The sequence below is a fragment of the Streptomyces sp. NPDC031554 genome (assembly GCF_055580685.1).
The window spans coordinates 1,217,474-1,240,875 of sequence record NZ_JBVIKX010000001.1 but is presented as its reverse complement, the minus strand read 5'-3'; the positions used below and the strand labels follow the sequence as shown (position 1 = coordinate 1,240,875).

Sequence of the window (23,402 nt, the reverse complement as noted above, 5' to 3'; positions counted from 1 at the left end):
GGGCGGTCAGTCCCACCAGAAGGACCAGGCGTGCTCGCCGATCAGCCCGGCGGCGTACGCCTTCAGGGTGCCGGAGCCCTGCAGGACGTTGTCCGGGCAGAACGCGAAGTGTTCGGCGGCCACCGACTCCGCCTCCGCGACGGTGGTGGGCGGGGCCGCCACCGAGACGGCCAGGACGTCGAAGCCGACGCCCACGACCCGTATGCCGAAGCGGTCCTCCCACGAACGCAGGACCGCGGACAGCCGCGCCGTGTCGTTCTCGTGGTTCGTCGGGCCCGACCAGCCGATGGCCGCCGGCACGTCCGCGCTGCGGCGGGCCGGTACGAGGGCCAGGTGCGGCGCCTCGAACCACGAGGGTCCCTCGCCCGCGAGGAGGTCGGCGACCTGCGCGGCCCGCGCGTCCGGATCGGCGTGGAGCGAGGGGGCGTCGGCCAGACCGGGCCACTCCTCGTCCTCCGCCGCCCACTCCTCCCAGAGGTCCGCGAGCACCTCCTCCGCGTCGTGGTCGCCCGGGTAGGACATGTCGGCGGGCGCCAGGTCCCACCGCTGCGGCCCGCCCCGGGAACCGCCCAGGTCGACGAGGACCGGGACCAGTCCGGCCCGCCCCGCCGACCCGCCCAGCGCTGCCCAGTTGCCCGGTGCCGCCGCCCGCTCGGCATGCCACAACAGCGGTTCGTGCCACACCCCCCGGTCCGTCGTGTCGATCAGCCGCCCCGGCGGGAGCTGGAGACCGAGGGAACGTCCGCTGGGGTCGGAGGCCAGCCTGGGCAGCGGGTTGGGAAGAGTCGCCATGCCGGTGACTGTAGGGGCAGGCACTGACACCGTGCCGTCGTGACCGGAACCGGCGGGGACCGGCGCGCGGCAGGGGTCAGCGCGCGGTGGCGGAGCCGGTGCGCGGGGCGGGTGCGGTGGCCGTCGGCCCCTGGCCCACCCGGGCCTCGAAGCACTCCCGTCCGTCGCCGCCCGGCGTGGGCAGGAAACAGGCCCGGACGGCGGTGCCGGGACGCGTCACCGTCATGAGGGTGGAGACGTAACCGTCCGCGTCGGCCTGGTTCTCCACCCGGGCACCGCGGGAGCCGCCGGCGCCACCGGCCGCCGTGAACTCGATCCGGTCGCCGATCCGGGCGCCCCACATCCGGGCCCAACTCGTCCCGCACACCGCGCTGTGGCGCAACTGCACCGAGGCCCCGGTGGCGGTCACGTGCTCGGCGAGCGTCTCCGGCGCGGCGGCGCACTTCATGGCCATCGCGTTCCGGCCCTCGCACGCGGCTCCCCGGCAGTACGGGCCGGCACCGGACGGGGCCGCCACCGGCCGCGGGGCGGGCCCGTCGTCCGGGAGGAGGAGCAGGGTCAGCGCGACGGCCCCGAACACCACGGCACACACCGACGCCAGGACCGCCGCGACGGCCGCGCCCCGGTGCCCGGCCGGCGCGGGTTTTTCCGCCGCTTGCACGGGCACGGCGGACGTGGGCGCCGCCTCCGCCTCCGTCCCTGCCTCCGGAGGCGGGGCCGCGGCCGTCGGTCCCTGCGTCGGGGCGGGCGGCCGCGGCCGCGCCGCCTCCCTCGGCTGCCCGCCGCTCTCCGACTTCGCGATCTCCCACAGCGCCAGACACCGCCCGTCCGGTTCCCCGGCGAGACGGCACAGCTCCCGCACCGCCGAACGCGGCGGCAGCGTCCTGCCGTTGAGGTAGCGCTCCCAGGACGACTTGCTGTACGCCGTCCGGTCCGCCAGCCCCGCCAGGCTGAGACCCGTGCGCCGCCTCGACTCCCGCAGGGCCGCCGCCAGCCGCTCGCCCCCGGGGGACGGGACCGGCCGGCTCATCCGCGCAGGGCCTTCCAGGTGAGCGGCCCGATGATGCCGTCCGCGACCAGACCGGACCGTTTCTGCATGGCCCTGACCGCGCGCTGCGTCAGGGGGCCGAACATCCCGTCGATGCCTCCCGGCGAGATGCCCGCCCGGCGCAACAGGCACTGTGCCTCGGCCACTTCGGGCCCGCCGTTGCCGTAGGAGAGCTCGGCGTCCAGGGTGCGGCTGACGCCCGCGTACCAGAGTCCGTCGATCCGCTGGATCCTGCAGGTGTAGACGGGGTCCGCTGCGGACGCCGGGGCGGCGGCCGGGACGGGGGAGGACACCGCCGGTCCGCCCTCGTCCGCGCCCAGGCGCCCGATCAGCAGGACGGCCGAGGAGACCGCCAGCACCAGGGCGACGGCGCCCGCCCCGAACGCGATGCGCAGCGCCCGCCCGGCGGACGGCCCGGTCCCGGCCCCCGGCGCCACGGTGTCCGAAACCACCGGCACCTCCTCGGGGCACGCCGCGTCGTGCGGCGGCGGCGGGGACCCGCGGTCGCCGTCCCGGGTGCAGGCGGCCACCTCGCGCAGGGCCAGCAGCGGGACCGGATCGACGCCGCGGACGCGGGCCAGCGCCTCCACGGCGGCCCGCGGCGGCAACGACCTGCCGGCCAGGTAGCGCTCCCACGACTTCGCGCTGTACCCCGTCTTCACGGCCAGCGCGCGCATGCTCAGCTCGCCGTGGTCCTTCAGCCGGCGCAGCCGCTCCGCCAACTGCTCTGCGTGCGGGTTCGGTTCGGCGGGCAGCGCTGTGCGGCGCGGCATGTTCCCCCCAATGCGGTCATGGCCATGGTCAACGGCCCCCCGCTGCGTCGCATTCTGCATCAGCATCACGACGTCTGCCACAACTGTCCCGCCGAGGCGTCCCGTTGGACGGTGTCCGCGCAGGTCAGCGCGTGCCGCGTCCCGGATGGCCGTCACTTGCGCAGAAGTCGTGGCGGCCGGCGCCGGCCACCCCGCACTCTCGATCCGTCACCCGCTCGCCGGCCGAGCCGGGCGTCCACCCACGATCCCGAAAGAGGAACACATGCGATCGCACGTCCTGGCCAGGACCGCCGTCAGCCTCACCGCCGTCGCCGGCATCGCCGTCACGAGTCTGGCGGCCGCGGGCACCGGCCACGCGGCGTCCGCGCCGACCGCCACGACGGCCGCGGTGGGCGCCCCCGCCGCCGCACTCGCGACGGAGAACTTCGGCCTGACCACCGCCCAGGCCAAGAACGTCCAGACGTTCCTGGCGGGCGACTGGGACTACACCGGCAAGATCGACGGACTGCTGGGCACCGAGAGCTGGAAGGCGTTCCAGCGCTGCCTCAAGAAGTACTGGGGCTACACCGGTGCCATCGACGGCGACCCCGGCACCAACACGATCAAGGCGCTCCAGCGGCTCCTCGCGGACGACTACGGCTACACCGGCAAGATCGACGGCATCGCCGGTACCGAGACCCGGGCGGCGTTCAAGCGGTTCGCCGGCTGACGGACCACCGCCACGACCGTGGCCCTTCCTCCCCGGAGAACGGGGGAGGGGAGGACGGGCCGCGGTACGCCGGCCGTCACGGCCGGCCGGTGCTCACAGGCGCCCGGGCGTCCGGATGCCCAGCAGGGCCATGCCCTGGTGGAGGGTGCGGCCCGTGAGGTCCACCAGGAAGAGGCGGTTCTCGACGACCTCCGGCGCGTTGTCGGCGGACAGCACGTGGCACTGGTCGTAGAACGTCGTCAGGTGCGAGGCCAGCTGGTACAGGTACGCGGCCAGCTTGTGGGGCTCATAGGCCGCCGCGACCTCCCCGACCGTCTCGCCGAACTGGTCCAGGTGCAGGCCCAGCGCCCGCTCCGCCGGGGCCAGTTCCAGCTCCGGGTGCGCGACCGGGCGGGCCTCGCCCGCCTTGCGCAGGATCGACCGGATCCGGGCGTACGCGTACTGGAGGTACACGGACGTGTCGCCGTTCAGCGAGACCATCTGGTCCAGGTCGAACTTGTAGTCGCGCACCGCGGAGGTCGACAGGTCGGCGTACTTGACCGCGCCGATGCCGACGTACCGGCCGTTCTCCTCGATCTCCCGCTCGGACAGGCCGACCTTCTCCGCCTTCTCCCGCACGACCGCCGTGGCCCGCTCGACCGCCTCGTCGAGGAGGTCGACCAGCTTGACCGTCTCGCCCTCACGGGTCTTGAACGGCTTGCCGTCCTTGCCCAGGACCGTGCCGAAGGCGAGCTGGTGCGCCGTGGCGTCGCCGTTCAGCCAGCCGGCCCGGCGCGCGGTCTCGAAGACCATCTTGAAGTGCAGCGACTGCCGGGCGTCGACGACGTAGACGAGCTTGTCCGCCTTGAGCTGGAGGACGCGGTCGCGGATCGCCGACAGGTCGGTCGCCGCGTAGCCGTAGCCGCCGTCCGACTTCTGCACGATCAGCGGGACCGGGTTGCCGTCCGGGCCCTTGACGTCGTCGAAGAAGACGCACAGGGCGCCCTCCGAGCGGACCGCCACGCCCGACTCCTCCAGGAGGCGGCAGGTCTCCGCCAGCATGTCGTTGTACCCCGACTCGCCGACGATGTCCTCGTCCCGGACCTCCATGTCCAGCTTCTCGAAGACGGAGAAGAAGTAGATCTTCGACTCGTCGACGAACCGCTGCCACACCGCGAGGGTGTGCGGGTCCCCGGCCTGCAGGTCCACGACCCGGCGCCGGGCCCGCGTCTTGAACTCCTCGTCCGCGTCGAACAGCCTGCGCGCGGCCTTGTAGAGGCGGTCGAGGTTCGACATCGCCTCCTCGCCGCTGACCTCGGCGTCCTTGTGGTCCAGCTCGTGCGGGTGCTCGTCCAGGTACTGGATGAGCATGCCGAACTGGGTGCCCCAGTCGCCGATGTGGTGCCGGCGCACCACGGTCTCGCCGGTGAACTCCAGGATCCGCACGACCGCGGCACCGATGACGGCCGACCGCAGGTGGCCGACGTGCATCTCCTTCGCCACGTTCGGCTGGGCGTAGTCGATCACCGTGGTGCCCGGCGCGTCCGCGAGGGGCACCCCGAGGCGGTCGGCGTCCGCGTACCGCGCGCCGAGGTTCTCCACGATCGCCCGGTCGGTGAGCGTCACGTTCAGGAAGCCGGGGCCGGAGACCTCGATGTCCTGGATCAGGTCACCGGCGACCACCTCGGAGACGACCCGCGTCGCCAGCTCCCGCGGATTGGCCTTCGCCTTCTTCGCCAGGGCCAGGATCCCGTTCGCCTGGTAGTCCGCCCGGTCGCTGCGTCGCAGCAGCGGGTCCGCGCCGACGGCCTCCGGCAGAGCAGCCGAGAGGGCGGACGCGAGGCGCTGTTCGACGGAGTGAGTGAGGGACGTGACCGAGGCCATGGGGTGGCTGCCGTTCTGCTCGGGTTCCGGACGTACTACGGACACCGAGTATCCCACGCGGTGAAAAGCGGTTTTCGCGGAAGCGGCCCGGCCTGGGACAATGGAACGCACTGCAAACCGTCAAGCCTTCACACCAGAGGACGTGCCGATCGTGGCTCAGAGCACCGAGACCACCGACTGGGTCTCCCGTTTCGCGGATGAGGTCATCGAGGAGTCGGAGCGTCGGGCCGGGGGTGAGGCGACATCACCCGCAACCGCCCCGGTGATCGTCGTCGCGTCCGGTCTCTCCCCCTCGGGCCCCATCCACCTCGGGAACCTCCGCGAGGTCATGACGCCGCACCTCGTCGCCGACGAGCTCCGCCGGCGCGGCCACCAGGTGCGCCACCTGATCTCCTGGGACGACTACGACCGCTACCGCAAGGTCCCGGCCGGGATCGCGGGGGTCGACGAGTCCTGGGCCGAGCACATCGGCAAGCCGCTGACCTCCGTCCCCGCCCCGCCGGGCTCGGCCCACCCGAACTGGGCCGAGCACTTCAAGGCCGCGATGGTCGAGTCGCTGGCGCAGCTGGGCGTCGAGTTCGACGGGATCAGCCAGACCCGGCAGTACACCTCCGGCGTCTACCGCGAGCAGATCCTGCACGCCATGCGGCACCGCGGCGACATCGACGCGATCCTCGACCAGTACCGCACCAAGAAGGCCCCGGCCAAGAAGCAGCAGCAGAAGCCGCTCGACGAGGCCGAGCTGGAGGCCGCCGAGGGCTCCGGCGCCGCCGCCGAGGACGACGGCAGCTCCGGCTCGGCCGGCTACTTCCCGTACAAGCCCTACTGCGGCAACTGCGAGAAGGACTTCACCACCGTCACCGCCTACGACGACGACAGCACCGAGCTGACGTACGTCTGCGGCCCCTGCGGCTTCTCCGAGACGGTCCGCCTCGAGGAGTTCAACCGCGGCAAGCTGGTCTGGAAGGTCGACTGGCCGATGCGCTGGGCGTACGAGGGCGTCGTCTTCGAGCCCAGCGGCGTCGACCACTCCTCGCCCGGCTCCTCCTTCCAGGTCGGCGGGCAGATCGTCGGCATCTTCGGCGGCCGGCAGCCGATCGGCCCCATGTACGCCTTCGTCGGCATCAGCGGCATGGCCAAGATGTCCTCCTCCAAGGGCGGCGTCCCCACCCCCGCCGACGCCCTGAAGATCATGGAGCCGCAGCTCCTGCGCTGGCTGTACGCCCGCCGCCGCCCCAACCAGTCCTTCAAGATCGCCTTCGACCAGGAGATCCAGCGCCTCTACGACGAGTGGGACAAGCTCGACGGCAAGGTCGCCGACGGCTCCGCCCTGCCCGCCGACGTGGCCGCCCACTCCCGCGCGGTCCGCACCGCCGGCGGCGAGCTGCCCCGCACGCCCCGGCCGCTGCCCTACCGCACCCTCGCCTCCGTCGCCGACATCACCGCCGGACACCAGGACCAGGCGCTGCGCATCCTCAGCGAACTGGACCCCGACAACCCGCTCGCCACCCTCGACGAGGCACGCCCCCGCTTCGACCGCGCCGAGGCCTGGATCAACACGCACGTCCCCGCCGACCAGCGGACGGTCGTGCGTGAGGAGCCCGACGGCGAACTGCTGAAGTCCCTCGACGACGACGCCCGCCAGTCGCTGCGGCTCCTGCTCGACGGCCTCGCCGAGAACTGGTCCCTCGACGGGCTCACCCACCTCGTGTACGGCGTGCCCAAGGTGCAGGCCGGGTTCTCCCCGGACGCCACGCCCAGGGAACTGCCGCCGGAGATCAAGACCGCCCAGCGGACGTTCTTCGCGCTGCTCTACCACCTGCTCGTCGGACGCGACACCGGGCCGCGGCTGCCCACCCTGCTGCTGGCCGTGGGCCAGGACAGGGTGCGGGCGCTGCTCGGGGAGTAGCCCCGGCCGGACGACGGAAGGGCCCCCGGTGCCGGCACCGGGGGCCCTTCCGTCGTCTCCGTGCCGGCCGGCTACGCGATGTGGTCGTCCTGCAGTTCCGCCGTGTGGCGGTTGGTGAAGCGGTTGACCATGCGGTCGGCCTCGCGCGGCGGGAGCGCCACGCCGAACGTCGCCTCCACGTCGTCCCTGAGCTGGCCCGAGGTGGGGTAGCTGCCGTTGATCGACTTCTTGAAGACCAGGTAGTAGTCCTCCTCGGTCGGCTCCGGGCTGCCGCCGCCCTCACCGAGCTCGCGGTTGCGGCCCGGGACCACCGGGATGGGGAAGGAACCGGTCTCCTCCGGGGAGGGTTCCTGCGCCGGGGGCTCCTCCTGGTACTGGTCCGCGTACTGCTCGGCCTGCTGCTGCTCCTCGTACCAGCGTGCGTACTGCTCCGAGGGGTCGTAGGTGGGGTCGTAGCCGCCCTGGTACCGCACCTCGTGCGGCGACTGGAACCACGGGCTCTGGTCGTCCTCGGGCGGCTGCTCCGCCTGCTCCGCCTGCTCGGTCCGCCGGTCCTGCTGCCGGGCCTGCTGCTGCGGCACCCGCTCCTCCTGCTGCCGCTGCCGCCCCTGCGGCAACTGCTGCGGTGCCGGGCCCGCCGACAGCTCCTGCAGCTCCTGCTGGGGCGCGAGGGTCTGCGCCGGTGCGGGCGGAAGCACCGCCGGCTCGATCCCCGCCGCCGCCAGGCCCGCCGGGGCCGTCTCCGCCAGCGGAACGCCGTAACGGGCCAGCCGCAACGGCATCAGGGACTCCACCGGGGCCTTGCGGCGCCAGGCGCGGCCGAAGCGGGAACGCAGCCGGGCCTGGTAGACGAGACGTTCCTGCTCCAGCTTGATGACCTGCTCGTAGGAGCGCAGCTCCCACAGCTTCATCCGGCGCCACAGCAGGAACGTCGGCACCGGGGACAGCAGCCAGCGGGTCAGCCGCACGCCCTCCATGTGCTTGTCCGCCGTGATGTCGGCGATCCGGCCGATCGCGTGCCGGGCCGCCTCGACGGAGACCACGAACAGGATCGGGATCACCGCGTGCATGCCGACGCCCAGCGGGTCCGGCCAGGCGGCCGCGCCGTTGAACGCGATCGTCGCCGCCGTCAGCAGCCACGCCGTCTGCCGCAGCAGGGGGAACGGAATACGGATCCACGTCAGCAGCAGATCCAGGGCCAGCAGGACGCAGATGCCCGCGTCGATGCCGATCGGGAACACGTACGCGAAGTTCCCGAAGCCCTTCTCGATGGCCAGCTCGCGAACGGCCGCATAGGAACCGGCGAAGCCGATCGCGGCGATGATCACGGCGCCGGCCACGACCACACCGATGAGAATGCGGTGCGTCCGGGTCAGCTGGATTGGCGCGGCCACCCGTACTCCCCTCCCTTGCGTGTTGTTGCGCGCAACAGGGTGGCACATGTGTGCGGCACACGTGTTGCCGGTACGTCAGCTCTTCCCGGCGGCCGGCGTCGAGGTCTTCTTGGCGACCGCCGCCGATGCCGCGGCCGAGGCCGCCGCCGACGCCGACGACGGGGCCGAGGGCGACGCCGACGCGGACGGGGCCTTCGACGAGGTGCCCGACGGTGCCGGGGAGGCCGAACCGCCGCCCGAGCCCTGGCCGTTGGCCGCCTCGACCGACGCCACCGTCTCCTTCGCCGCCAGCTCCGCGGACTTCACCAGCGCGTCCGCGTCCGGCGTCTTCTCACCGGCCAGACCGGCGCCGTTGTAGTCCAGCGTGACGACCACGTTCTCCACGCGCGCGACCACCGTCTGCTGCTTGAAGGCGCCCTCGGACTTCTTCAGGTCGTAGCGCACGGTCGTCGCCTGGTCACCCGCCCCGGCGAGCGGCTGCGACTTCGCGTTCTTCGCCCCCGTCGTCGCCGACGCCCCCTGCACCTGCTTCGCGTAGTACTCCTGCGCCTGCTGCTCGCCGCTGCTCGCCGCGTCCGTCTCGAAACGGACCATCGAGACGTTCAGCCAGCGGAACTGCGACCCCTTCACCCCGTTGTTGTCCAGGCTCGACCAGGAGCAGGAGGCCCGCGCCGCCGCGTCGCTCGACGTGCCCTCCTTGCCCTTGGCCGGAGCCTTGGGCACCAACGAGGTCAGCGTTTTCTTCGACAGCACGCCGCACGCCTCGGGCAGCGTCCGGTACGCGGCCGCCTGCACGGTCGGCTCGGCGCTCGGGGTGGTGGCGGACGCGCCGCCGGTCTTCTGCGCCGCGGACCCGCCACCGGAGCCGGAGGCGGAGTCGGAGCCGGAGTCCGAGGAGCAGCCCGCGGCGATCAGCATCACGGGGACCACGGTCGCCGCGGCCAGGAGACGGTTCACGCCTCCCGCACGCATCGCTCGCCGGTCTCGCCGGTCGCACTGGTCGTCTCGCTGGGCTCGTCGCTGCATGGTTCCTTCACTCATGACGCTCGTGGTTCCTGCGGTCGGATCGGGTCCGGTGGGCCACGGTACGCGGTGAGGGAGTCGTGCGTTTCCGCTTCCGGGGCATCGCACGCGCGGGGCCCGTGCGCCCGAAGTGGCCTCAGCCGGCCAGGGAGTCGGCGAGCTGCGCGGCCAGTTTCCGGGCGTTGTCCTGCATTTCCTTGCTGTCCGGGACGACGCCGAGGGACGTCGCCTGCTCCTCGTACCCGATGGTCACGATGACGTTCGACGTGCGGAACACCACAGTCACCGTGCGCTGTTTCGCCGTCGAACCGGAGTCGGCGAGCACGTCGTCGACGAAGGCCTCGTCCCCGAGATCGTCGAGGAGCCGGGACTGGAGGTCGGCGGAGGCGGAGGCGGAGGCGGAGGGGGAAGTGGAGGCGGACGCCGACGCGGAGGCGGAGGCGGAGGGTGACGGGGCGGAGGAGGACGGGGCGGAAGGGGCCGCCGTCGTACCGCCGGGGGGAGTCGCCGCGTCGACCGCCGCCCGCGACGCGGTGGGCGCGGGCAGACCGGCCGCCGTCACCTTCCCGGCGAACAGCGTCTCGGCCTGGCTGTCGTCACTGACCGCGTTGTCGTACGAGACCACCCGCTCGAAGTCGACGCTCAGGTGGTCGATGGCGTCGGTGGAGTCCACCTTCCAGCGGCAGCCCGCCTTGCGGTCCGTGTCGAACGTCGGCGTCGCCTGGCCCGCGTACACGGCCTCGCGCCGCGCCTCGTCGGGAATCAGGGCGATGCCCGGCAGAAGGGAGTCCAGGGTGCCGCGGCCCACCGCCCCGCAGGCCTCGGGGAGGGCGTCGTAGCGACCCGGCTGCGCGGCGGCGGTCACGGTGCCGGCGTCGCCCGGATTGGAGTTGTCCGTCGGGCCGCCGTCGTCCGCGCTGCTCGAGCAGCCGGCCAGCAGGGCCGCGAGGAGCGCGGCGACGCCGGGTACGTACGCCTTCCGCTGCACGGTCGGCTCCTCTCGACGGTCACATCGTGGATGGCGGGTCCAGTGTCCCCGCTGGTTATTCGCTTGCCGGACGGGGGCGGCACCGGCAGACAATGTGTATCGCACGCAACGCCGTGGATGCCGGTCCGCCGTCCCTCTTGCCGACCTTGGCACCGGTTTTGCGTTTCGGGACTTCTGTTGCTTTCCGGGGGAATGAGGACGATATGTCGTACGTGGAGATGCCGGGCGCGAAGGTGCCCATCCGCATGTGGGCCGACCCCGCGACGGTCGAGGACGGCGCGCTCCAGCAGCTGCGCAACGTCGCCACCCTGCCGTGGATCAAGGGCCTGGCCGTGATGCCGGACGTCCACTACGGCAAGGGCGCGACGGTCGGTTCGGTCATCGCCATGCAGGGCGCGGTGTGCCCGGCGGCGGTCGGGGTCGACATCGGCTGCGGGATGTCCGCGGTCAGGACCTCCCTGACCGCCAACGACCTGCCGGGGGACCTGTCCCGGCTGCGCTCGAAGATCGAGCAGGCGATCCCGGTGGGACGCGGGATGCACGACAGCCCGGTCGATCCGGGCCGGTTCCACGGACTGGCCACCGGCGGGTGGGACGACTTCTGGGGGCGGTTCGGGGGGATCGCGGAGGCGGTCAAATTCCGTCAGGAACGCGCCACGAAGCAGATGGGAACGCTCGGCAGCGGAAATCACTTTGTCGAGGTGTGCACGGACACGACGGGTTCTGTCTGGTTGATGCTCCACTCCGGTTCCCGGAACATCGGCAAGGAACTCGCCGAGTTCCACATCGGCGTGGCGCAGAAACTCCCGCACAACCAGGGCCTGATCGACCGCGACCTCGCCGTGTTCGTCGCGGACACCCCGCAGATGGCGGCGTACCGCAACGACCTGTTCTGGGCGCAGGAGTACGCGAGGCACAACCGCACGATCATGATGGCGCTTCTGACGGACGTGATCCGCCGGGAGTTCAAGAAGGCCAAGCCCACCTTCGAGAAGGAGATCAGCGCGCACCACAACTACGTGGCCGAGGAGCGCTACGAGGGGATGGACCTGCTCGTCACCCGCAAGGGCGCGATCCGGGCCGGCTCCGGTGAGTACGGGATCATCCCCGGTTCCATGGGCACGGGTTCGTACATCGTGAAGGGCCTCGGGAACGAGAAGGCGTTCAACTCGGCCTCGCACGGGGCGGGTCGGCGCATGAGCCGGAGCGCGGCCAAGCGCCGCTTCACCACGACGGACCTGGAGGAGCAGACGCGGGGCGTGGAGTGCCGCAAGGACTCCGGCGTCGTGGACGAGATCCCGGGGGCCTACAAGCCCATCGAGCAGGTCATCGACCAGCAGCGGGACCTGGTGGAGGTCGTGGCGAAGCTCAAGCAGGTCGTCTGCGTGAAGGGATAGCGGCACCGGTGGGGCGCGGCGCACGGGCCGCGCCCCACCGGTGCCGCCCGTGCGGGCGGTGGCGCCGGGCCTCAGGCGGCTTCGCCCGAGGGCTCCAGGAGGTTGTTCCGCAGGGTCGCGGACAGGGTCTTCGGGTCCATGCCCAGGGCCTTCTCGACGTAGCCGTCCGTGGAGCCGTAGCGGGAGGCCAGGGCCGCCAGGTACAGGCGCATCACCGACGCGGGGGCGTGGAGGTAGTACGGCCAGGTGGGGGAGGCGCCGTCGTGGCGGGCGCGCCAGTCGGCGAGGAGGGCGGGGGTGGCGCGTTCCGTGAGGGTGTAGTCCTCGGTGATCAGGTCGTCGTCGATGCCCAGGAGGGCGAGGACCAGGGCGGCCAGTTGGCCGGTGCGGTCCTTGCCCGAGGCGCAGTGGAAGACCAGGGGGGCGTCCGTGCCGGCGATGAGTTCCAGGGCCTCGCGGATCTCGGCGGTGCCGTCCTGCGCGACCTCCATGTACCGCTCGGCCAGGTAGGGGCCGGGTGCGACGTCGGGGGTCTGTGCCGCCTGGTCGTAGTAGCGGTGCTCGATGCTGAGGTTGCGGTACGTGAAGGAGGGGTGCGCCGGGACACGGCCGGCGCGCTCCGCCTCCCAGGGGTGGCGCAGGTCGACGACCGTGGCGATGCCCAGGGAGAGGAAGAGGTCCCAGTCGGGGGTGCCCGGGGTGAGCTTGCCCAGGGAGTCGGCGCGGTAGAGGCGGCCCGGACGGACGCGGTGGCGGCCGTCCGGGGTGCGGTGGCCGCCCAGGTCGCGGAAGTTGTGCAGGGCCTCGAAGGGAAGATGTCTGTCCACACCGGTGAGGACTCGCGGGGCACCCTGCTCAGTTGCCGTGTCTCACGGCGTAGATCATCACGAAGGCGATGACGTGGATGCCGAAGAGGAAGTAGGCCAGGAAGTACCAGACCTGGCGTTCGTCCTTGGTCTCCTGGGCCAGGCGGCGTCGTTCCGCGGCCCGTTCGGGGGTCTGCGGGAGGCCCGCCTCCGCGCCGGTCATCGCGGTTCCCGGTGGACCTTGGTGTTGGAGGCCTGGGCGCGCGGACGCAGGACCAGCAGGTCGACGTTGACGTGGCTGGGACGGGTCACCGCCCAGGTGATCGTCTCGGCCACGTCGTCGGCGGTGAGGGGCTCGGCCACGCCCTCGTAGACCTTCGCGGCCCGTTCGGCGTCGCCGCCGAAGCGGGTCAGCGCGAACTCGTCGGTCCTGACCATGCCGGGGGCGATCTCGATGACGCGGACGGGCTGCCCGACGATCTCCAGGCGGAGGGTCTCGGCGAGGACGTGAGCGCCGTGCTTGGCGGCCACGTAGCCACCGCCGCCCTCGTACGTGCCGTGGCCGGCGGTGGAGGAGACCACGACGACCGTGCCGTCGCCGCTCGCGACCAGCCGGGGGAGCAGGGCCTGGGTGAGGTTCAGGGTGCCGATGACGTTGGTCTCGTACATCGTGCGCCAGTCGGCGGGGTCGCCGGTGGCGACCGGGTCGGCGCCGAGTGCTCCGCCCGCGTTGTTGACCAGGACGCCGATGGTGCGGAAGGCGGTCGCGAACTCGTCGACGGCGGCGCGGTCGGTGACGTCCAGCGGGTAGGCCGTCGCGGAGCCGCCCGCCGCGGTGATCTCCTCGGCGAGCGCCTCGATGCGGTCCGCGCGGCGGGCGGTGAGGACGACGCGGTAGCCGGCCGCGGCGAGCTGCCGGGCGGTGGCGGCGCCGATGCCGCTGCTCGCGCCCGTGACGACGGCGATGCGGGACGCGGCGGACGGGGCGGCGGTGGCCATGGGGGCTGCTCCTCGGTTCCTCGGGCGGGGCGGACGTGCGCGGAACGCGGACGGGCGGGCGCCCGCCCGGTCAGGATAGGCGGGGCCGCGCGCCCACCGTCCGCGCGGTGCCCCCTGACGACGTCCCCGCCGGCGAGGCGGACGAGGGCGCCGGAGACGTCCCGGCGGGCGGGGTCGCGCTGTCGACGGGGCGGGTCCGGGTACGTCGTACGATCTGCGGACGACGCTACGAAGGGGTGTGCGGGCGATGTCGGGGAACGTACGGTCGCGGCTGCTCGGCGAGTTGTCCGCGGTCTCCCGGCGGTATGTCGCGGCGTTCGCGCTGTTCAACCAGGCCGTCGCGGACCGGCTGGGGCTGCACCCGACCGATCTGCAGTGCCTGAACCTGCTCTCGCTGGAGCGGGAGCCGGTGACGGCGGGCCGGGTCGCGGAGCTGACGGGGCTGACCACGGGGTCGGCGACGCGGCTGGTGGACCGGCTGGAGAAGGCGGGGTACGTCGTGCGGGAGCGGGACGCGGCCGACCGGCGGCGGGTGCTGGTGGCGACGGTGCCGGAGCGGATCGCCGAGTTCGGGCGGACCTGGGAGCGGCTGGGCGGCGACTGGAGTCCCCTCTTCGCGGATCTGGACGACGCGGAACTGGCGGTGATCGTGCGGCACATGGGGCGGACGGTGGAGTTCAGCGGGGAGCAGGTCGCGCGGCTGCGGGGAGGGCTGGGGTAGGCATGCGGACGGTCGCGGACACCCGCACGGAGGACGGCGGCCCCGTACCGGCCGAGGGGGCGGGGCCGGGTGCCGGGCGGGCGCTGCCGCGGAACTGGCCGCTGCTGCTGGCCGGCGCGGCCGTGCTGCCGGGAGCGGTGCTGGTGCTGGTCGGGCGGTCGCTGGAGGACCCGGCCGTGCAGGCGTGGCGGACGGTGTGTCTCGCGGTGACCGTGCAGGCGCTGCCGTTCCTGCTGCTGGGCACGGCGTTGTCCGGGGCGATCGACGCGTTCGTGCCGGCGAGCGTCTTCCACCGGCTGCTGCCGAAGCGGGCCGCGTTCGCGGTGCCGGTCGCGGGGGCGGCGGGGGTGGTGCTGCCGGGCTGTGAGTGCGCGTCGGTGCCGGTGGCGAACAGCCTGATCGGGCGGGGGGTGAATCCGGCCGCGGCGTTCGCGTTCCTGCTGTCGGCGCCCGCCGTGAACCCGGTCGTGCTGACCGCCACGGCGATCGCGTTCCCCGGCAGTCCGGAGATGGTGGTGGCCCGGCTGCTGGCCTCGCTGGTGACGGCGGCCGTGATGGGCTGGCTGTGGTTGTGGCGGGGACGCGAGGAGTGGCTGAAGCCGGCGGTGCGGCACACCGGGCACCGGCCGGGGCACAGCCGCTGGACGGAGTTCCGGCGCGGTTTCCAGCACGACTTCCTGCACGCGGGAGGCTTCCTGGTGGTGGGGGCGATCGCGGCGGCGACGTTCAACGTGGCCGTACCGCGTTCGGTGGTGGACACCTTCGCGGACTCGCCGTGGCTGTCGGTGCTGTTCCTGGCGCTGCTGGCGATCGTGCTGGCGGTGTGTTCGGAGGCCGACGCGTTCGTGGCGGCCTCGCTCAGCGGGTTCTCGCCCACGGCGCGGCTGACGTTCATGGCGGTCGGCCCGATGGTGGACCTGAAGCTGATCGCGCTTCAGGCGGGCACCTTCGGACGGGCCTTCGCGGTCCGGTTCTCCGGCGCCACGGCCGTCGTCGCGGTGGTGTGCAGCGTGATCGTGGGAGGGGTGCTGCTGTGAGGCGGTTCGCGCAGGTGGCGCTGCTGGTGCTGAGCGGTGTGGGGGTGCTGCGGGTCTCGCTGTTCTCGGAGGCGTACCTGAGGTACGTGAAGGAGGGGATGCGGCCGCTGCTGATCGCCTCGGGCGTGCTGCTGCTCCTGCTGGGGGCGGCGGAGGCGTGGTCGGCCCGGCGGCCGGCGGAGCGGCCCGCGCGGGACGGCGACGGTGGCGGTGGCGGTGGCGGTGGCGGTGGCGGTGGCGGCGACGGCGGCGGCGACGGCGGCGGCGGTGGCGATGAGGCGCACGGCGACGGCGGGCAGGATCACGGGCACGGTCACGCGGGTGTGCCCCGCGTCGCCTGGCTGCTGCTCCTGCCCGCGCTGAGCCTGCTGTTCCACGCCCCGCCCGCGCTCGGGTCCTACACCGCCTCGCGGGAGGCGTCCAAGGCGGTCGCGGTCGTCGACGGGGACGGTTTCGACCCGCTGCCCGCGACCTCGCCGCTGCCGATCACGCTGACCGACTTCACCCAGCGGGTGCAGCAGGACAGGGCGCGGGCCGTCCAGGGGCGCACGGTGCGGATGACCGGTTTCGTCACGCCCGCGGACGGGGGCTGGTACCTGACGCGGATCATGCTGTCGTGCTGTGCGGCGGACGCGCAGTCGGTGAAGGTGCGGGTGTACGGCGTGGCGGCGCCGGAGGCCGACACCTGGGTCACGGTGACGGGGACCTGGCACGCGCAGGGCACGCTGGGCACGTCCTCGGCGGCGGTCGCGCTGGACGGCCGTACCGTCACGGAGGTCGAGCGGCCGGTGAACGGCTACACCGACGCGCTGCCGCTCGGGTCGTAGCGCGGCGGCCGGCCGGAGGCGGTCCCGCCCGTTCCCCCGAGGGCGCCCCGGTGGGACGCGTAGACCGTCGGGGACACGCCCACCGTGGCCTTGAAGTCCCTCACCAGGTGGGCCTGGTCCGCGTAGCCCAGGTCCGCCGCCAGGGCCGGCCAGTCGACGTCCGCCGAGGTCTCCGCCCGTTCGAGGGCCTCGTGGATGCGGTAGCGCAGGATCACCCACTTGGGGCCGACGCCCACGTAGGCGGCGAAGAGGCGTTGCAGCAGGCGCGCGGAGACGCCTTCCGCCCGCGCGAGGTCGGCGACCCGGCGGACGGTCCGGTCGGTGCGGACGCGGTCGGCCAGGGCCATCGCCCGGTCGGCGCGGGGGTCGGGCCGGGGGGCCAGGGCGAGGAGGTGGGCGTCGAGGGCGGCGACGCGGGCGTCCTCGTCGGCGGGGGCGAGAACGGGGGCGGGGTCGGCGGCGGGCAGGCGCACGCGCCGGCCGGTCCAGGCCGAGGCCGGCCGACCGGGGGCGAAGGGGCGGAAGCCGCCGGGGCGGAACTGGACGCCGCAGACCCGGCCCCTGCCCTCCAGGCTCTGCGTGAACAGGCCGAGTCCGACGCCGCAGACCTCGGCGACGGGTGCCCGGTCCCCGAACCGCCGGAAGACCAGGTTGACCGAGGGATGCGGGACCACGCGGGAGGCGTACGGCCGGTCCAGGTCCCAGTCGATCAGCCAGTAGTGCTCCAGGTAGGGGCGCAGCGGCGGGGCCGGTTCGCGGCGCCGGAAGCGGACGCGCGCGAGCAGTTCGGCGGCGTCGACGATGCCGCGGGTGTCACGGCGGGGGGCGGCCATGCCGGGATCGTAGGACGGGCCACCGACATCGGTCCCGGCGCGGCCGGGGGACGGGAACGGCGGGGGAACGGCGGGAGGGGACGGCGGGAGGGGACGGCCGCAGGAATACGGGGCGAGGGGGCACCGTTGGGCGGTATAGTTGAACCGTAAACAACTTGGAGGGTGAGCGGCCATGCAGTTCGGGATCTTCACGGTCGGCGATGTCACGCCGGACCCCACCACGGGACGTACGCCGACCGAGCGCGAGCGGATCAAGGCCATGGTCGCCATCGCGCTGAAGGCCGAGGAGGTCGGCCTGGACGTCTTCGCCACGGGTGAGCACCACAACCCGCCGTTCGTGCCGTCGTCCCCGACGACGATGCTCGGCTACATCGCCGCGCGCACCGAGAAGCTGATCCTGTCCACCTCCACGACGCTGATCACCACGAACGACCCGGTGAAGATCGCCGAGGACTTCGCGATGCTCCAGCACCTGGCCGACGGGCGCGTCGACCTGATGATGGGCCGCGGCAACACCGGCCCGGTCTACCCCTGGTTCGGCAAGGACATCCGCGAGGGCATCAACCTCGCCGTCGAGAACTACAACCTGGTGCACCGGCTGTGGCGCGAGGACGTCGTGAACTGGGAGGGCACGTTCCGCACCCCGCTGCAGGGCTTCACCTCGACCCCCCGCCCGCTGGACGGCGTCGCGCCGTTCGTCTGGCACGGCTCGATCCGCTCGCCGGAGATCGCCGAACAGGCCGCGTTCTACGGCGACGGCTTCTTCCACAACAACATCTTCTGGCCGGCCGACCACACCAGGCGGATGGTCGAGCTGTACCGGGCCCGCTACGCCCACTACGGGCACGGCACCCCCGAGCAGGCGATCGTCGGCCTCGGCGGGCAGGTCTTCATGCGGAGGAACTCGCAGGACGCGGTGCGCGAGTTCCGGCCGTACTTCGACAACGCGCCGGTCTACGGGCACGGACCGTCCCTGGAGGACTTCACCGACCAGACCCCGCTGACCGTCGGTTCGCCGCAGCAGGTCATCGAGAAGACGCTGGCGTTCCGCGAGTACGCCGGCGACTACCAGCGCCAGCTGTTCCTGATGGACCACGCCGGACTGCCGCTGAAGACCGTGCTGGAGCAGCTCGACATGCTGGGCGAGGAGGTCGTGCCGGTGCTGCGCGAGGAGTTCGCCAAGGGCCGCCCGGCCGGCGTCCCGGACGCGCCGACCCACGCCTCGCTCCTGGCCGCCGAGAACGCCGCCAAGAACGCCGCCGGAAACACCGCCGCCGGTGACCCCGCTCAGGACAAGGAGACCGTCGCATGAGGCTCGTCGTCGTCTCGGCGGGACTGAGCGTCCCGTCGTCCACCCGCCTGCTGGCCGACCGGCTCGCGGCGGCCACCGCCGAACGCACCCCGGCCGACGTGCGGGTCGTGGAACTGCGCGACCTCGCCGTCGAGATCGCCCACCACCTCACCAGCGGGTTCCCCGGCCGGGAACTGGCCGCCGCGCTGGAGGCGGTCACGGCGGCGGACGGGCTGATCGTGGTCACCCCGGTGTTCTCGGCGTCGTACAGCGGACTGTTCAAGTCCTTCTTCGACGTCCTCGACAAGGACGCGCTGACCGGCAAGCCCGTGCTGATCGCGGCCACCGGCGGCACGGCCCGGCACGCGCTCGTGCTGGAGCACGCGCTGCGGCCCCTCTTCGCCCACCTGCGGGCCGTCGTCGTCCCGACCGGTGTCTACGCCGCCTCCGAGGACTGGGGCGCGGCGGGTCTGCCCGAGCGGATCGAGCGGGCCGCCGGGGAACTGGCCGCGCTGACGAGCGGCCTGGCGGCGGCCCGGCCCGCGGTGAAGGACGAGTTCGCGGTGGTGCCGTTCGCGGAGCAGCTCGCTGCCCTGCGGCCGGCGGGCTGAGCGGGCCGGGGCGGGTGAGCGGGCCCGCGCGCCGGGCGGCCGGGCGGGCCGGGGCGGGTGAGAGGCACGTAAGAAGGGCGCCCGGTGAGCCGCCCGTCACGCCGCGGGAGCGTGACGGCTGGGAGACTGGGCGCGTGCCCCACACGCTGCTGCTCGCCGAAGACGACCGCGCCATCCGTCACGCCCTGGAACGCGCGCTGACCCTGGAGGGCTACCGGGTCACCGCGGTCGCCGACGGCGTCGAGGCACTGGCGCAGGCCCACAAGGCGCCGCCGGACGTCCTCGTCCTGGACGTGATGATGCCCGGCATCGACGGCCTGCAGGTCTGCCGGGTGCTGCGGGCCGAGGGCGACCGCACCCCGATCCTGATGCTGACGGCGCTGGTGGAGACCGCGGACCGGATCGCGGGCCTGGACGCGGGCGCCGACGACTACGTGGTCAAGCCCTTCGACGTCGAGGAGGTCTTCGCCCGGCTGCGCGCCCTGCTGCGCCGCACCGGTTCCGGCGCGCCGGCCGACGCACGCAGGGACGCCGCCGGGACGGACCCCGGCGGGACCGACCCCGCCGGGGCGAAAGCCGGCGGGACCGCCCCCACGGCGGGCGCCCCGCAGGGCACGGCCCCGGAGGCGGCGGCCGCCGCGCGTTCCCTGGAGGCGGCCGGACTGCGCATGGACCCGCGGGCGCGGCGGGCCTGGCGCGGGGAGCGCGAGCTGGAGCTGACCCGTACCGAGTTCGAGCTGCTGGAACTGCTGGTGCGCAACGCCGGCGTCGTCCTCGACCACTCCACCATCTACGACCGCATCTGGGGCTACGACTTCGGCCCCGGCTCCAAGAACCTCGCCGTCTACGTCGGCTACCTCCGCCGCAAGCTCGACGGGCCCGGCGCCCCGCAGCTGATCCACACCGTGCGGGGCGTGGGCTACGTGCTGCGGGAAGACTGAGGCGCACCCCGTGTCCGGTCGGCTCCGCCGGTGGGTGTCCAGGCGGCGTCCGCAGGCCGTCTCGCTGCGCACCACCTTCGCGGTGTCCTTCGCGGCGGTGACGGCGGCCGTCACCGTCGTCGTCGGCGTGCTGTCGTACAACGCCGCCGCCCGCCTGCTGCGGGTGGACCAGGAGTCCGTCTTCGACGAGGTCGTGCAGGACCTGCGCGACGAGGTGCGCGACCGGGCGATGGACCCCGCCGACTTCTCCTCCGCCGCGCCCGGCCACGACATCGTGCGCCCGGCCCGCACCGACGTGCAGGTGCTGGGGGCGGACGGGAGCGTCGTCGACCCCGGGAACCCGGGGCTGCCCGTGAAGGACGCCGACCGGGGGATCGCCGGGGCGGCTGTCGCGGGCACGATCGTCGAGCACCAGGACGTCGACGTGGGCAGCGACGTCTACCGGGTCGCCACCGTCGCGCTCGGCGGCGGCCGGGGCGCGGTGCAGATCGCGCAGGAGTTCAGCGACACCGAGGACCTGCTGCGGGCGCTCCAGCAGCGCACGCTGCTCCTGATGGCCGCGGTCGTGACGGCGGCCGGGCTGTCCGGCTGGTGGCTGGCCCGGCGCATCACCCACCGCCTGGTCATGCTGACGACCGCCGCCGAGGTCGTCGCGCGCACCCGCCGGCTCGGCGTCCAGGTGCCCGTCACCGGCTACGACGAGGTGGGGCGCCTCGGCCGCGCCTTCGACCGCATGCTCGGACGCCTCGCCCAGTCCGAGGAGGACCAGCGGCGGCTGGTCCAGGACGCCGGGCACGAGCTGCGGACGCCGCTGACCTCACTGCGGACCAACATCTCGCTGCTGCGCCGCATCGACGAACTGCCGCCCGCCACCCGGGACGAACTCGTGGCCGACCTCGGCCAGGAGGCGCGCGAACTGACCGACCTGGTCAACGAACTGGTGGACCTCGCCGCCGGGCAGTCGGACACCGAGCCGCCGCAGCGGATCGACCTCGCCGACCTGGCCGAGGACGTGGCGGGACTCGCGCGGCGCCGCACCGGGCGGCGGATCGTGGTGCGCGCCGCGGGCGACACCACCACCGACGGCCGGCCCGGCATGCTCCAGCGGGCGCTGTCCAACCTGGTCGAGAACGCCGCCAAGTTCGACCGCGAGGGCCGCGGCCCCATCGAGATCACCGTGACCGGTCCGGCCCGGCACGGCCCGGTCCGCGTCGAGGTCCTCGACCGCGGGCCCGGCATCACCGAGACCGACCTCACCCGTGTCTTCGACCGCTTCTACCGCGCCGCGGACGCCCGCTCCCTGCCGGGCTCGGGACTCGGCCTCTCGATCGTCCGGGAGGTCGCGCTGGCGCACGGGGGAGCGGCGTTCGCCTTCCACCGGGCGGGCGGCGGCGCGGTGATCGGGTTCACGGTGGGCGGCGCGGAGTAGGCGGGGCCGGTCCCGGCTCCGGCTCCGGCCTCGGCTCCGGCCTCGGTCCCGGCTCCGGTTCCGGCCTCGGTCCCGGTCCCGGCCCGGTGCCGGGTCTATCCGATCGGCCAGTGGGTGATGCTCACGGCCTGGCCGCAGTCGGTGGTGTCGGTCGTGCCCCGGCACACCCTGACGGTGCCGGTCGTGGTGTACGTGTAGCTCTTGCCCGCGGTGAAGTGGACGGAGCCCGTGCCGCAGATCTCCGCCTGCTTGGCGGCGGGCAGGACGACGAAGTCGTGGACGAACCGGGTCCAGACCGAGTAGCACCCGGTACCGGTGTTGGTGAGGGTGCCGTCGAGGACGAGTCTGCCGCTCTCTACCCACCGTTCGCCGGCCGCCGAGGCGGTGCCGTGGGAGGCGGACCAGGAGACGGTGGCGGCGGCGCCGGCGGGGAGGCCGGCACCGCCGCTCGCGGTGGCCGTGCCGGCGCCGGACAGGGCGAGGGCGGCGGCGCCGACGAGGGCGGCGGTCGTGGTGAGCGTGCGGGTACGCGTACGCAGGGACATCGGGTGGACCCTCTTCTCGGGAGTGGGGCTGTGCCGGGTGGGCTCCGTGCGAGCGATGGTGCGTCGTGCCGCGAAACGGGATCATCGTGCCCATGACACCCGAGGAGTCACCAGGACGTTTCCGGACGTACCTCCGGCAAGGTGACGAGAACACGCCCACCGACCCCCCGGCGGAGCTGGCCCCCGCGGCCCCCGGGACGGCCGCGGACCCGGGGACGGCCGCGGACCCGGGGACGGCCGCGGACCCGGGGACGGCCGCGGACCCGGGGACGGCTGCGGCCCCCGTGCCGACCGCGGCGGTGACCGTCGCGGTGACCGGGCACACCGACCTCACCGAGGACAGCGTCCCGCTGGTCCGCGCGGCCCTCGACGACCTGCTCCGCCGCCACGGCGCCCGTGGCGGCCTCGTCGGGGTGTCCTGCATCGCGGAGGGCGCCGACTCCGTCTTCGCCGAGGCCGTGCTGGCGGCGGGCGGCCGGCTGACCGTCGTCGTCCCGTCCCGCGACTACCGCCGCACCAAGGTCCGGCCCGGCCACGCCGCCCGCTTCGACCGCCTCGTCGAGGCCGCCCACGAGGTCGTCGTCCTGCCCCGCGAGCGGGCCGACCGGCAGGCGTACGGGGCCGCCAACGCGGTCCTCGTCGAACGCGCCGACCGCCTGGTCGCCGTCTGGGACGGCGAGCCGCCGTCGGGCGGGGGCGGCGGCACGGCCGACGCGGTCCTGGACGCGCGGGCGGCGGGGGTGCCGGTGGAGGTGGTGTGGCCGGAGGGGGTGCGGCGGCGGGAGGTGCGGCAGGCCCCGCGGGACCCGGGCGGGGGGTGAGTTCCGGCCGGGGCGGCGAGTCCGTCGTGGCGTCCCGTGCCGGGCGCCGTACGCCACCCGCCCGGCACGGGGCGCCGCGCGGGACGCCGTGAAGGACGCCGCGCGGGGCGCCGCGACGGAGGGCCGGGCCCGTGCGGGCTCCACCCGCGGGCCCCGCCCGCCGCTACGCCGGAGCCCCGTCAGGCGGAAGGGGTCTGCCGGGTGGACTCCAGCACCGAGGTCAGAAAGCGGCGCACCGTCTCCAGCTCGCCCGCCTCGAAATCCTCCGAGACCGCCACCACCTCGCCGATCACCGGACCGAAGAAGCTCCACCCGAGGTGCGTGGCCTTCTCCTCCACCTCCAGCAGCACGCGTCGCCGGTCGGCCGTGTCCCTGCTGCGCCGGACCAGTCCGAGCCGCTCCAGGCGGTCCACCAGGGCGGTGGTCCCGGCCGAGTTCAGGCGCAGTCGCCCGCCGAGCCACCCGGGCGTGGCGCGGGTGCCGGCCCGTGCCGCGTCCAGCAGGTGGATCAGCGCGCGCACGTCGGTGGGGTGCAGCCCGTGGCGCGCGGCGAACTCGGCGCCCAGCAGGTCGAACTCCACGGTCACCGCGCGCAGCAGGTGAACCAGCCCCATCGCCGGGCTCTGATCGTCCATGCGCGTCCCT

Annotated in this window: 24 protein-coding genes; 11 read left to right on the top strand and 13 right to left on the bottom strand. The window is 73.7% G+C overall.

Going from position 1 to position 23,402, the window contains the following annotated elements:
* Positions 1-6: 6 nt before the first annotated feature.
* From ACZ5FU_RS05555 to ACZ5FU_RS05545, 3 genes are all read right to left on the bottom strand, one after another.
* The gene (locus tag ACZ5FU_RS05555; protein ID WP_451777555.1) at positions 7-792 is read right to left on the bottom strand and encodes a DUF4253 domain-containing protein; all 786 of its coding nucleotides are present in this window, start codon (positions 790-792) and stop codon (positions 7-9) included.
* 76 nt (positions 793-868) lie between these two features.
* Positions 869-1,822, bottom strand: coding sequence for a helix-turn-helix domain-containing protein (locus tag ACZ5FU_RS05550; RefSeq protein WP_469044632.1), 954 nt, complete (start codon positions 1,820-1,822; stop codon positions 869-871).
* Entirely contained in the window at positions 1,819-2,613 is a 795-nt protein-coding gene (locus tag ACZ5FU_RS05545; protein ID WP_469044631.1) for a peptidoglycan-binding protein, read from the bottom strand. The genes ACZ5FU_RS05550 and ACZ5FU_RS05545 overlap by 4 nt, the downstream gene beginning before the upstream one ends.
* Before the next feature lie 262 nt (positions 2,614-2,875).
* Here ACZ5FU_RS05545 and ACZ5FU_RS05540 point away from each other — a divergent pair, with 262 nt between their 5' ends.
* Positions 2,876-3,322 (top strand): peptidoglycan-binding domain-containing protein, encoded by a 447-nt coding sequence (locus tag ACZ5FU_RS05540; protein WP_451530969.1) that lies wholly within the window; start codon positions 2,876-2,878, stop codon positions 3,320-3,322.
* Positions 3,323-3,415: 93 nt separating this feature from the next.
* Here ACZ5FU_RS05540 and argS read toward each other — a convergent pair whose 3' ends face one another.
* Entirely contained in the window at positions 3,416-5,185 is a 1,770-nt protein-coding gene (gene argS, locus ACZ5FU_RS05535) for an arginine--tRNA ligase (RefSeq protein WP_451530973.1), read from the bottom strand.
* Between the two features lie 142 nt (positions 5,186-5,327).
* Between argS and lysS the strand changes: the two genes are divergently transcribed.
* Positions 5,328-7,094 (top strand): lysine--tRNA ligase, encoded by a 1,767-nt coding sequence (gene lysS, locus ACZ5FU_RS05530; protein WP_451777564.1) that lies wholly within the window; start codon positions 5,328-5,330, stop codon positions 7,092-7,094.
* A 71-nt stretch (positions 7,095-7,165) separates the two neighbouring features.
* Here the strand turns inward: lysS and ACZ5FU_RS05525 are convergent, their stop codons facing one another.
* The 3 genes from ACZ5FU_RS05525 to ACZ5FU_RS05515 all read right to left on the bottom strand — a co-directional run bounded on the left by ACZ5FU_RS05525 (position 7,166) and on the right by ACZ5FU_RS05515 (position 10,499).
* Positions 7,166-8,488: a DUF2637 domain-containing protein gene (locus ACZ5FU_RS05525; protein ID WP_468833811.1), complete on the bottom strand. Its 1,323-nt coding sequence runs from the start codon at positions 8,486-8,488 to the stop codon at positions 7,166-7,168.
* Positions 8,489-8,563: 75 nt separating this feature from the next.
* On the bottom strand, positions 8,564-9,529 hold the full coding sequence (locus ACZ5FU_RS05520; protein ID WP_451529541.1) for a DUF3558 family protein: 966 nt from the start codon (positions 9,527-9,529) through the stop codon (positions 8,564-8,566).
* Positions 9,530-9,647: 118 nt separating this feature from the next.
* On the bottom strand, positions 9,648-10,499 hold the full coding sequence (locus ACZ5FU_RS05515) for a DUF3558 domain-containing protein (protein WP_468833807.1): 852 nt from the start codon (positions 10,497-10,499) through the stop codon (positions 9,648-9,650).
* Between the two features lie 203 nt (positions 10,500-10,702).
* Between ACZ5FU_RS05515 and ACZ5FU_RS05510 the strand changes: the two genes are divergently transcribed.
* Positions 10,703-11,896, top strand: a complete 1,194-nt coding sequence (locus ACZ5FU_RS05510; RefSeq protein ID WP_451777572.1) for an RtcB family protein — start codon at positions 10,703-10,705, stop codon at positions 11,894-11,896.
* Between the two features lie 71 nt (positions 11,897-11,967).
* Here ACZ5FU_RS05510 and ACZ5FU_RS05505 read toward each other — a convergent pair whose 3' ends face one another.
* Genes ACZ5FU_RS05505 through ACZ5FU_RS05495 form a run of 3 tightly spaced genes read right to left on the bottom strand, consistent with a single transcriptional unit; the run spans position 11,968 to position 13,701 of the window.
* Positions 11,968-12,723, bottom strand: a complete 756-nt coding sequence (locus ACZ5FU_RS05505; protein ID WP_468643227.1) for a tyrosine-protein phosphatase — start codon at positions 12,721-12,723, stop codon at positions 11,968-11,970.
* A 28-nt stretch (positions 12,724-12,751) separates the two neighbouring features.
* The gene (locus tag ACZ5FU_RS05500) at positions 12,752-12,925 is read right to left on the bottom strand and encodes a hypothetical protein (RefSeq protein ID WP_451529537.1); all 174 of its coding nucleotides are present in this window, start codon (positions 12,923-12,925) and stop codon (positions 12,752-12,754) included.
* Positions 12,922-13,701, bottom strand: coding sequence for an SDR family NAD(P)-dependent oxidoreductase (locus ACZ5FU_RS05495; RefSeq protein WP_451529536.1), 780 nt, complete (start codon positions 13,699-13,701; stop codon positions 12,922-12,924). The genes ACZ5FU_RS05500 and ACZ5FU_RS05495 overlap by 4 nt, the downstream gene beginning before the upstream one ends.
* A 247-nt stretch (positions 13,702-13,948) precedes the next feature.
* Here ACZ5FU_RS05495 and ACZ5FU_RS05490 point away from each other — a divergent pair, with 247 nt between their 5' ends.
* The 3 genes from ACZ5FU_RS05490 to ACZ5FU_RS05480 are packed head-to-tail and all read left to right on the top strand — an operon-like array spanning position 13,949 to position 16,286.
* The gene (locus ACZ5FU_RS05490; RefSeq protein ID WP_451529535.1) at positions 13,949-14,422 is read left to right on the top strand and encodes a MarR family winged helix-turn-helix transcriptional regulator; all 474 of its coding nucleotides are present in this window, start codon (positions 13,949-13,951) and stop codon (positions 14,420-14,422) included.
* Between the two features lie 2 nt (positions 14,423-14,424).
* Entirely contained in the window at positions 14,425-15,459 is a 1,035-nt protein-coding gene (locus tag ACZ5FU_RS05485; protein ID WP_469044629.1) for a permease, read from the top strand.
* Positions 15,456-16,286: a TIGR03943 family putative permease subunit gene (locus tag ACZ5FU_RS05480; protein WP_469044628.1), complete on the top strand. Its 831-nt coding sequence runs from the start codon at positions 15,456-15,458 to the stop codon at positions 16,284-16,286. Before ACZ5FU_RS05485 ends, ACZ5FU_RS05480 begins: the two co-directional genes overlap by 4 nt.
* On the opposite strand, the gene ACZ5FU_RS05475 is transcribed toward ACZ5FU_RS05480, so the two are convergent.
* Positions 16,256-17,119 carry an AraC family transcriptional regulator gene (locus ACZ5FU_RS05475; RefSeq protein ID WP_451529532.1) on the bottom strand — a complete coding sequence of 288 codons (864 nt, stop codon included), beginning with the start codon at positions 17,117-17,119 and terminating at the stop codon, positions 16,256-16,258. The two genes, ACZ5FU_RS05480 and ACZ5FU_RS05475, sit on opposite strands and share 31 nt — an antisense overlap.
* A 172-nt stretch (positions 17,120-17,291) precedes the next feature.
* On the opposite strand from ACZ5FU_RS05475, the gene ACZ5FU_RS05470 reads away from it, so the two are divergent.
* The 4 genes from ACZ5FU_RS05470 to ACZ5FU_RS05455 all read left to right on the top strand — a co-directional run bounded on the left by ACZ5FU_RS05470 (position 17,292) and on the right by ACZ5FU_RS05455 (position 21,391).
* Positions 17,292-18,431 (top strand): LLM class flavin-dependent oxidoreductase, encoded by a 1,140-nt coding sequence (locus ACZ5FU_RS05470; protein WP_451529531.1) that lies wholly within the window; start codon positions 17,292-17,294, stop codon positions 18,429-18,431.
* Complete coding sequence (locus ACZ5FU_RS05465; protein WP_469044626.1) at positions 18,428-19,021, top strand: FMN reductase; 594 nt, start codon at positions 18,428-18,430, stop codon at positions 19,019-19,021. The genes ACZ5FU_RS05470 and ACZ5FU_RS05465 overlap by 4 nt, the downstream gene beginning before the upstream one ends.
* A 146-nt stretch (positions 19,022-19,167) precedes the next feature.
* Entirely contained in the window at positions 19,168-19,962 is a 795-nt protein-coding gene (locus tag ACZ5FU_RS05460) for a response regulator transcription factor (protein WP_469044742.1), read from the top strand.
* Positions 19,963-19,996: 34 nt separating this feature from the next.
* The gene (locus ACZ5FU_RS05455; RefSeq protein ID WP_469044624.1) at positions 19,997-21,391 is read left to right on the top strand and encodes a sensor histidine kinase; all 1,395 of its coding nucleotides are present in this window, start codon (positions 19,997-19,999) and stop codon (positions 21,389-21,391) included.
* A gap of 95 nt (positions 21,392-21,486) precedes the next feature.
* Here ACZ5FU_RS05455 and ACZ5FU_RS05450 read toward each other — a convergent pair whose 3' ends face one another.
* Positions 21,487-21,936 (bottom strand): hypothetical protein, encoded by a 450-nt coding sequence (locus ACZ5FU_RS05450; RefSeq protein WP_468833791.1) that lies wholly within the window; start codon positions 21,934-21,936, stop codon positions 21,487-21,489.
* A gap of 299 nt (positions 21,937-22,235) precedes the next feature.
* Between ACZ5FU_RS05450 and ACZ5FU_RS05445 the strand changes: the two genes are divergently transcribed.
* On the top strand, positions 22,236-22,757 hold the full coding sequence (locus tag ACZ5FU_RS05445) for a hypothetical protein (protein WP_469044740.1): 522 nt from the start codon (positions 22,236-22,238) through the stop codon (positions 22,755-22,757).
* Between the two features lie 179 nt (positions 22,758-22,936).
* Here the strand turns inward: ACZ5FU_RS05445 and ACZ5FU_RS05440 are convergent, their stop codons facing one another.
* A complete protein-coding gene (locus tag ACZ5FU_RS05440; RefSeq protein ID WP_468643217.1) occupies positions 22,937-23,392 on the bottom strand; it encodes a MarR family winged helix-turn-helix transcriptional regulator in 456 nt (151 codons plus the stop codon).
* Between the last annotated feature and the right edge of the window lie 10 nt (positions 23,393-23,402).

Coding starts and splice junctions, on each gene's coding strand:
- ACZ5FU_RS05510 (WP_451777572.1), top strand. CDS start 10,703: ATGTCGTACGTGGAGATGCCGGGCGCGAAGGTGCCCATCCGCATGTGG.
- ACZ5FU_RS05555 (WP_451777555.1), bottom strand. CDS start 792: ATGGCGACTCTTCCCAACCCGCTGCCCAGGCTGGCCTCCGACCCCAGC.
- ACZ5FU_RS05495 (WP_451529536.1), bottom strand. CDS start 13,701: ATGGCCACCGCCGCCCCGTCCGCCGCGTCCCGCATCGCCGTCGTCACG.
- ACZ5FU_RS05450 (WP_468833791.1), bottom strand. CDS start 21,936: ATGTCCCTGCGTACGCGTACCCGCACGCTCACCACGACCGCCGCCCTC.
- ACZ5FU_RS05485 (WP_469044629.1), top strand. CDS start 14,425: ATGCGGACGGTCGCGGACACCCGCACGGAGGACGGCGGCCCCGTACCG.
- ACZ5FU_RS05500 (WP_451529537.1), bottom strand. CDS start 12,925: ATGACCGGCGCGGAGGCGGGCCTCCCGCAGACCCCCGAACGGGCCGCG.
- ACZ5FU_RS05545 (WP_469044631.1), bottom strand. CDS start 2,613: ATGCCGCGCCGCACAGCGCTGCCCGCCGAACCGAACCCGCACGCAGAG.
- ACZ5FU_RS05550 (WP_469044632.1), bottom strand. CDS start 1,822: ATGAGCCGGCCGGTCCCGTCCCCCGGGGGCGAGCGGCTGGCGGCGGCC.
- ACZ5FU_RS05470 (WP_451529531.1), top strand. CDS start 17,292: ATGCAGTTCGGGATCTTCACGGTCGGCGATGTCACGCCGGACCCCACC.
- ACZ5FU_RS05490 (WP_451529535.1), top strand. CDS start 13,949: ATGTCGGGGAACGTACGGTCGCGGCTGCTCGGCGAGTTGTCCGCGGTC.
- ACZ5FU_RS05520 (WP_451529541.1), bottom strand. CDS start 9,529: ATGAGTGAAGGAACCATGCAGCGACGAGCCCAGCGAGACGACCAGTGC.
- ACZ5FU_RS05465 (WP_469044626.1), top strand. CDS start 18,428: ATGAGGCTCGTCGTCGTCTCGGCGGGACTGAGCGTCCCGTCGTCCACC.
- argS (WP_451530973.1), bottom strand. CDS start 5,185: ATGGCCTCGGTCACGTCCCTCACTCACTCCGTCGAACAGCGCCTCGCG.
- ACZ5FU_RS05540 (WP_451530969.1), top strand. CDS start 2,876: ATGCGATCGCACGTCCTGGCCAGGACCGCCGTCAGCCTCACCGCCGTC.
- ACZ5FU_RS05475 (WP_451529532.1), bottom strand. CDS start 17,119: ATGGCCGCCCCCCGCCGTGACACCCGCGGCATCGTCGACGCCGCCGAA.
- ACZ5FU_RS05440 (WP_468643217.1), bottom strand. CDS start 23,392: ATGGACGATCAGAGCCCGGCGATGGGGCTGGTTCACCTGCTGCGCGCG.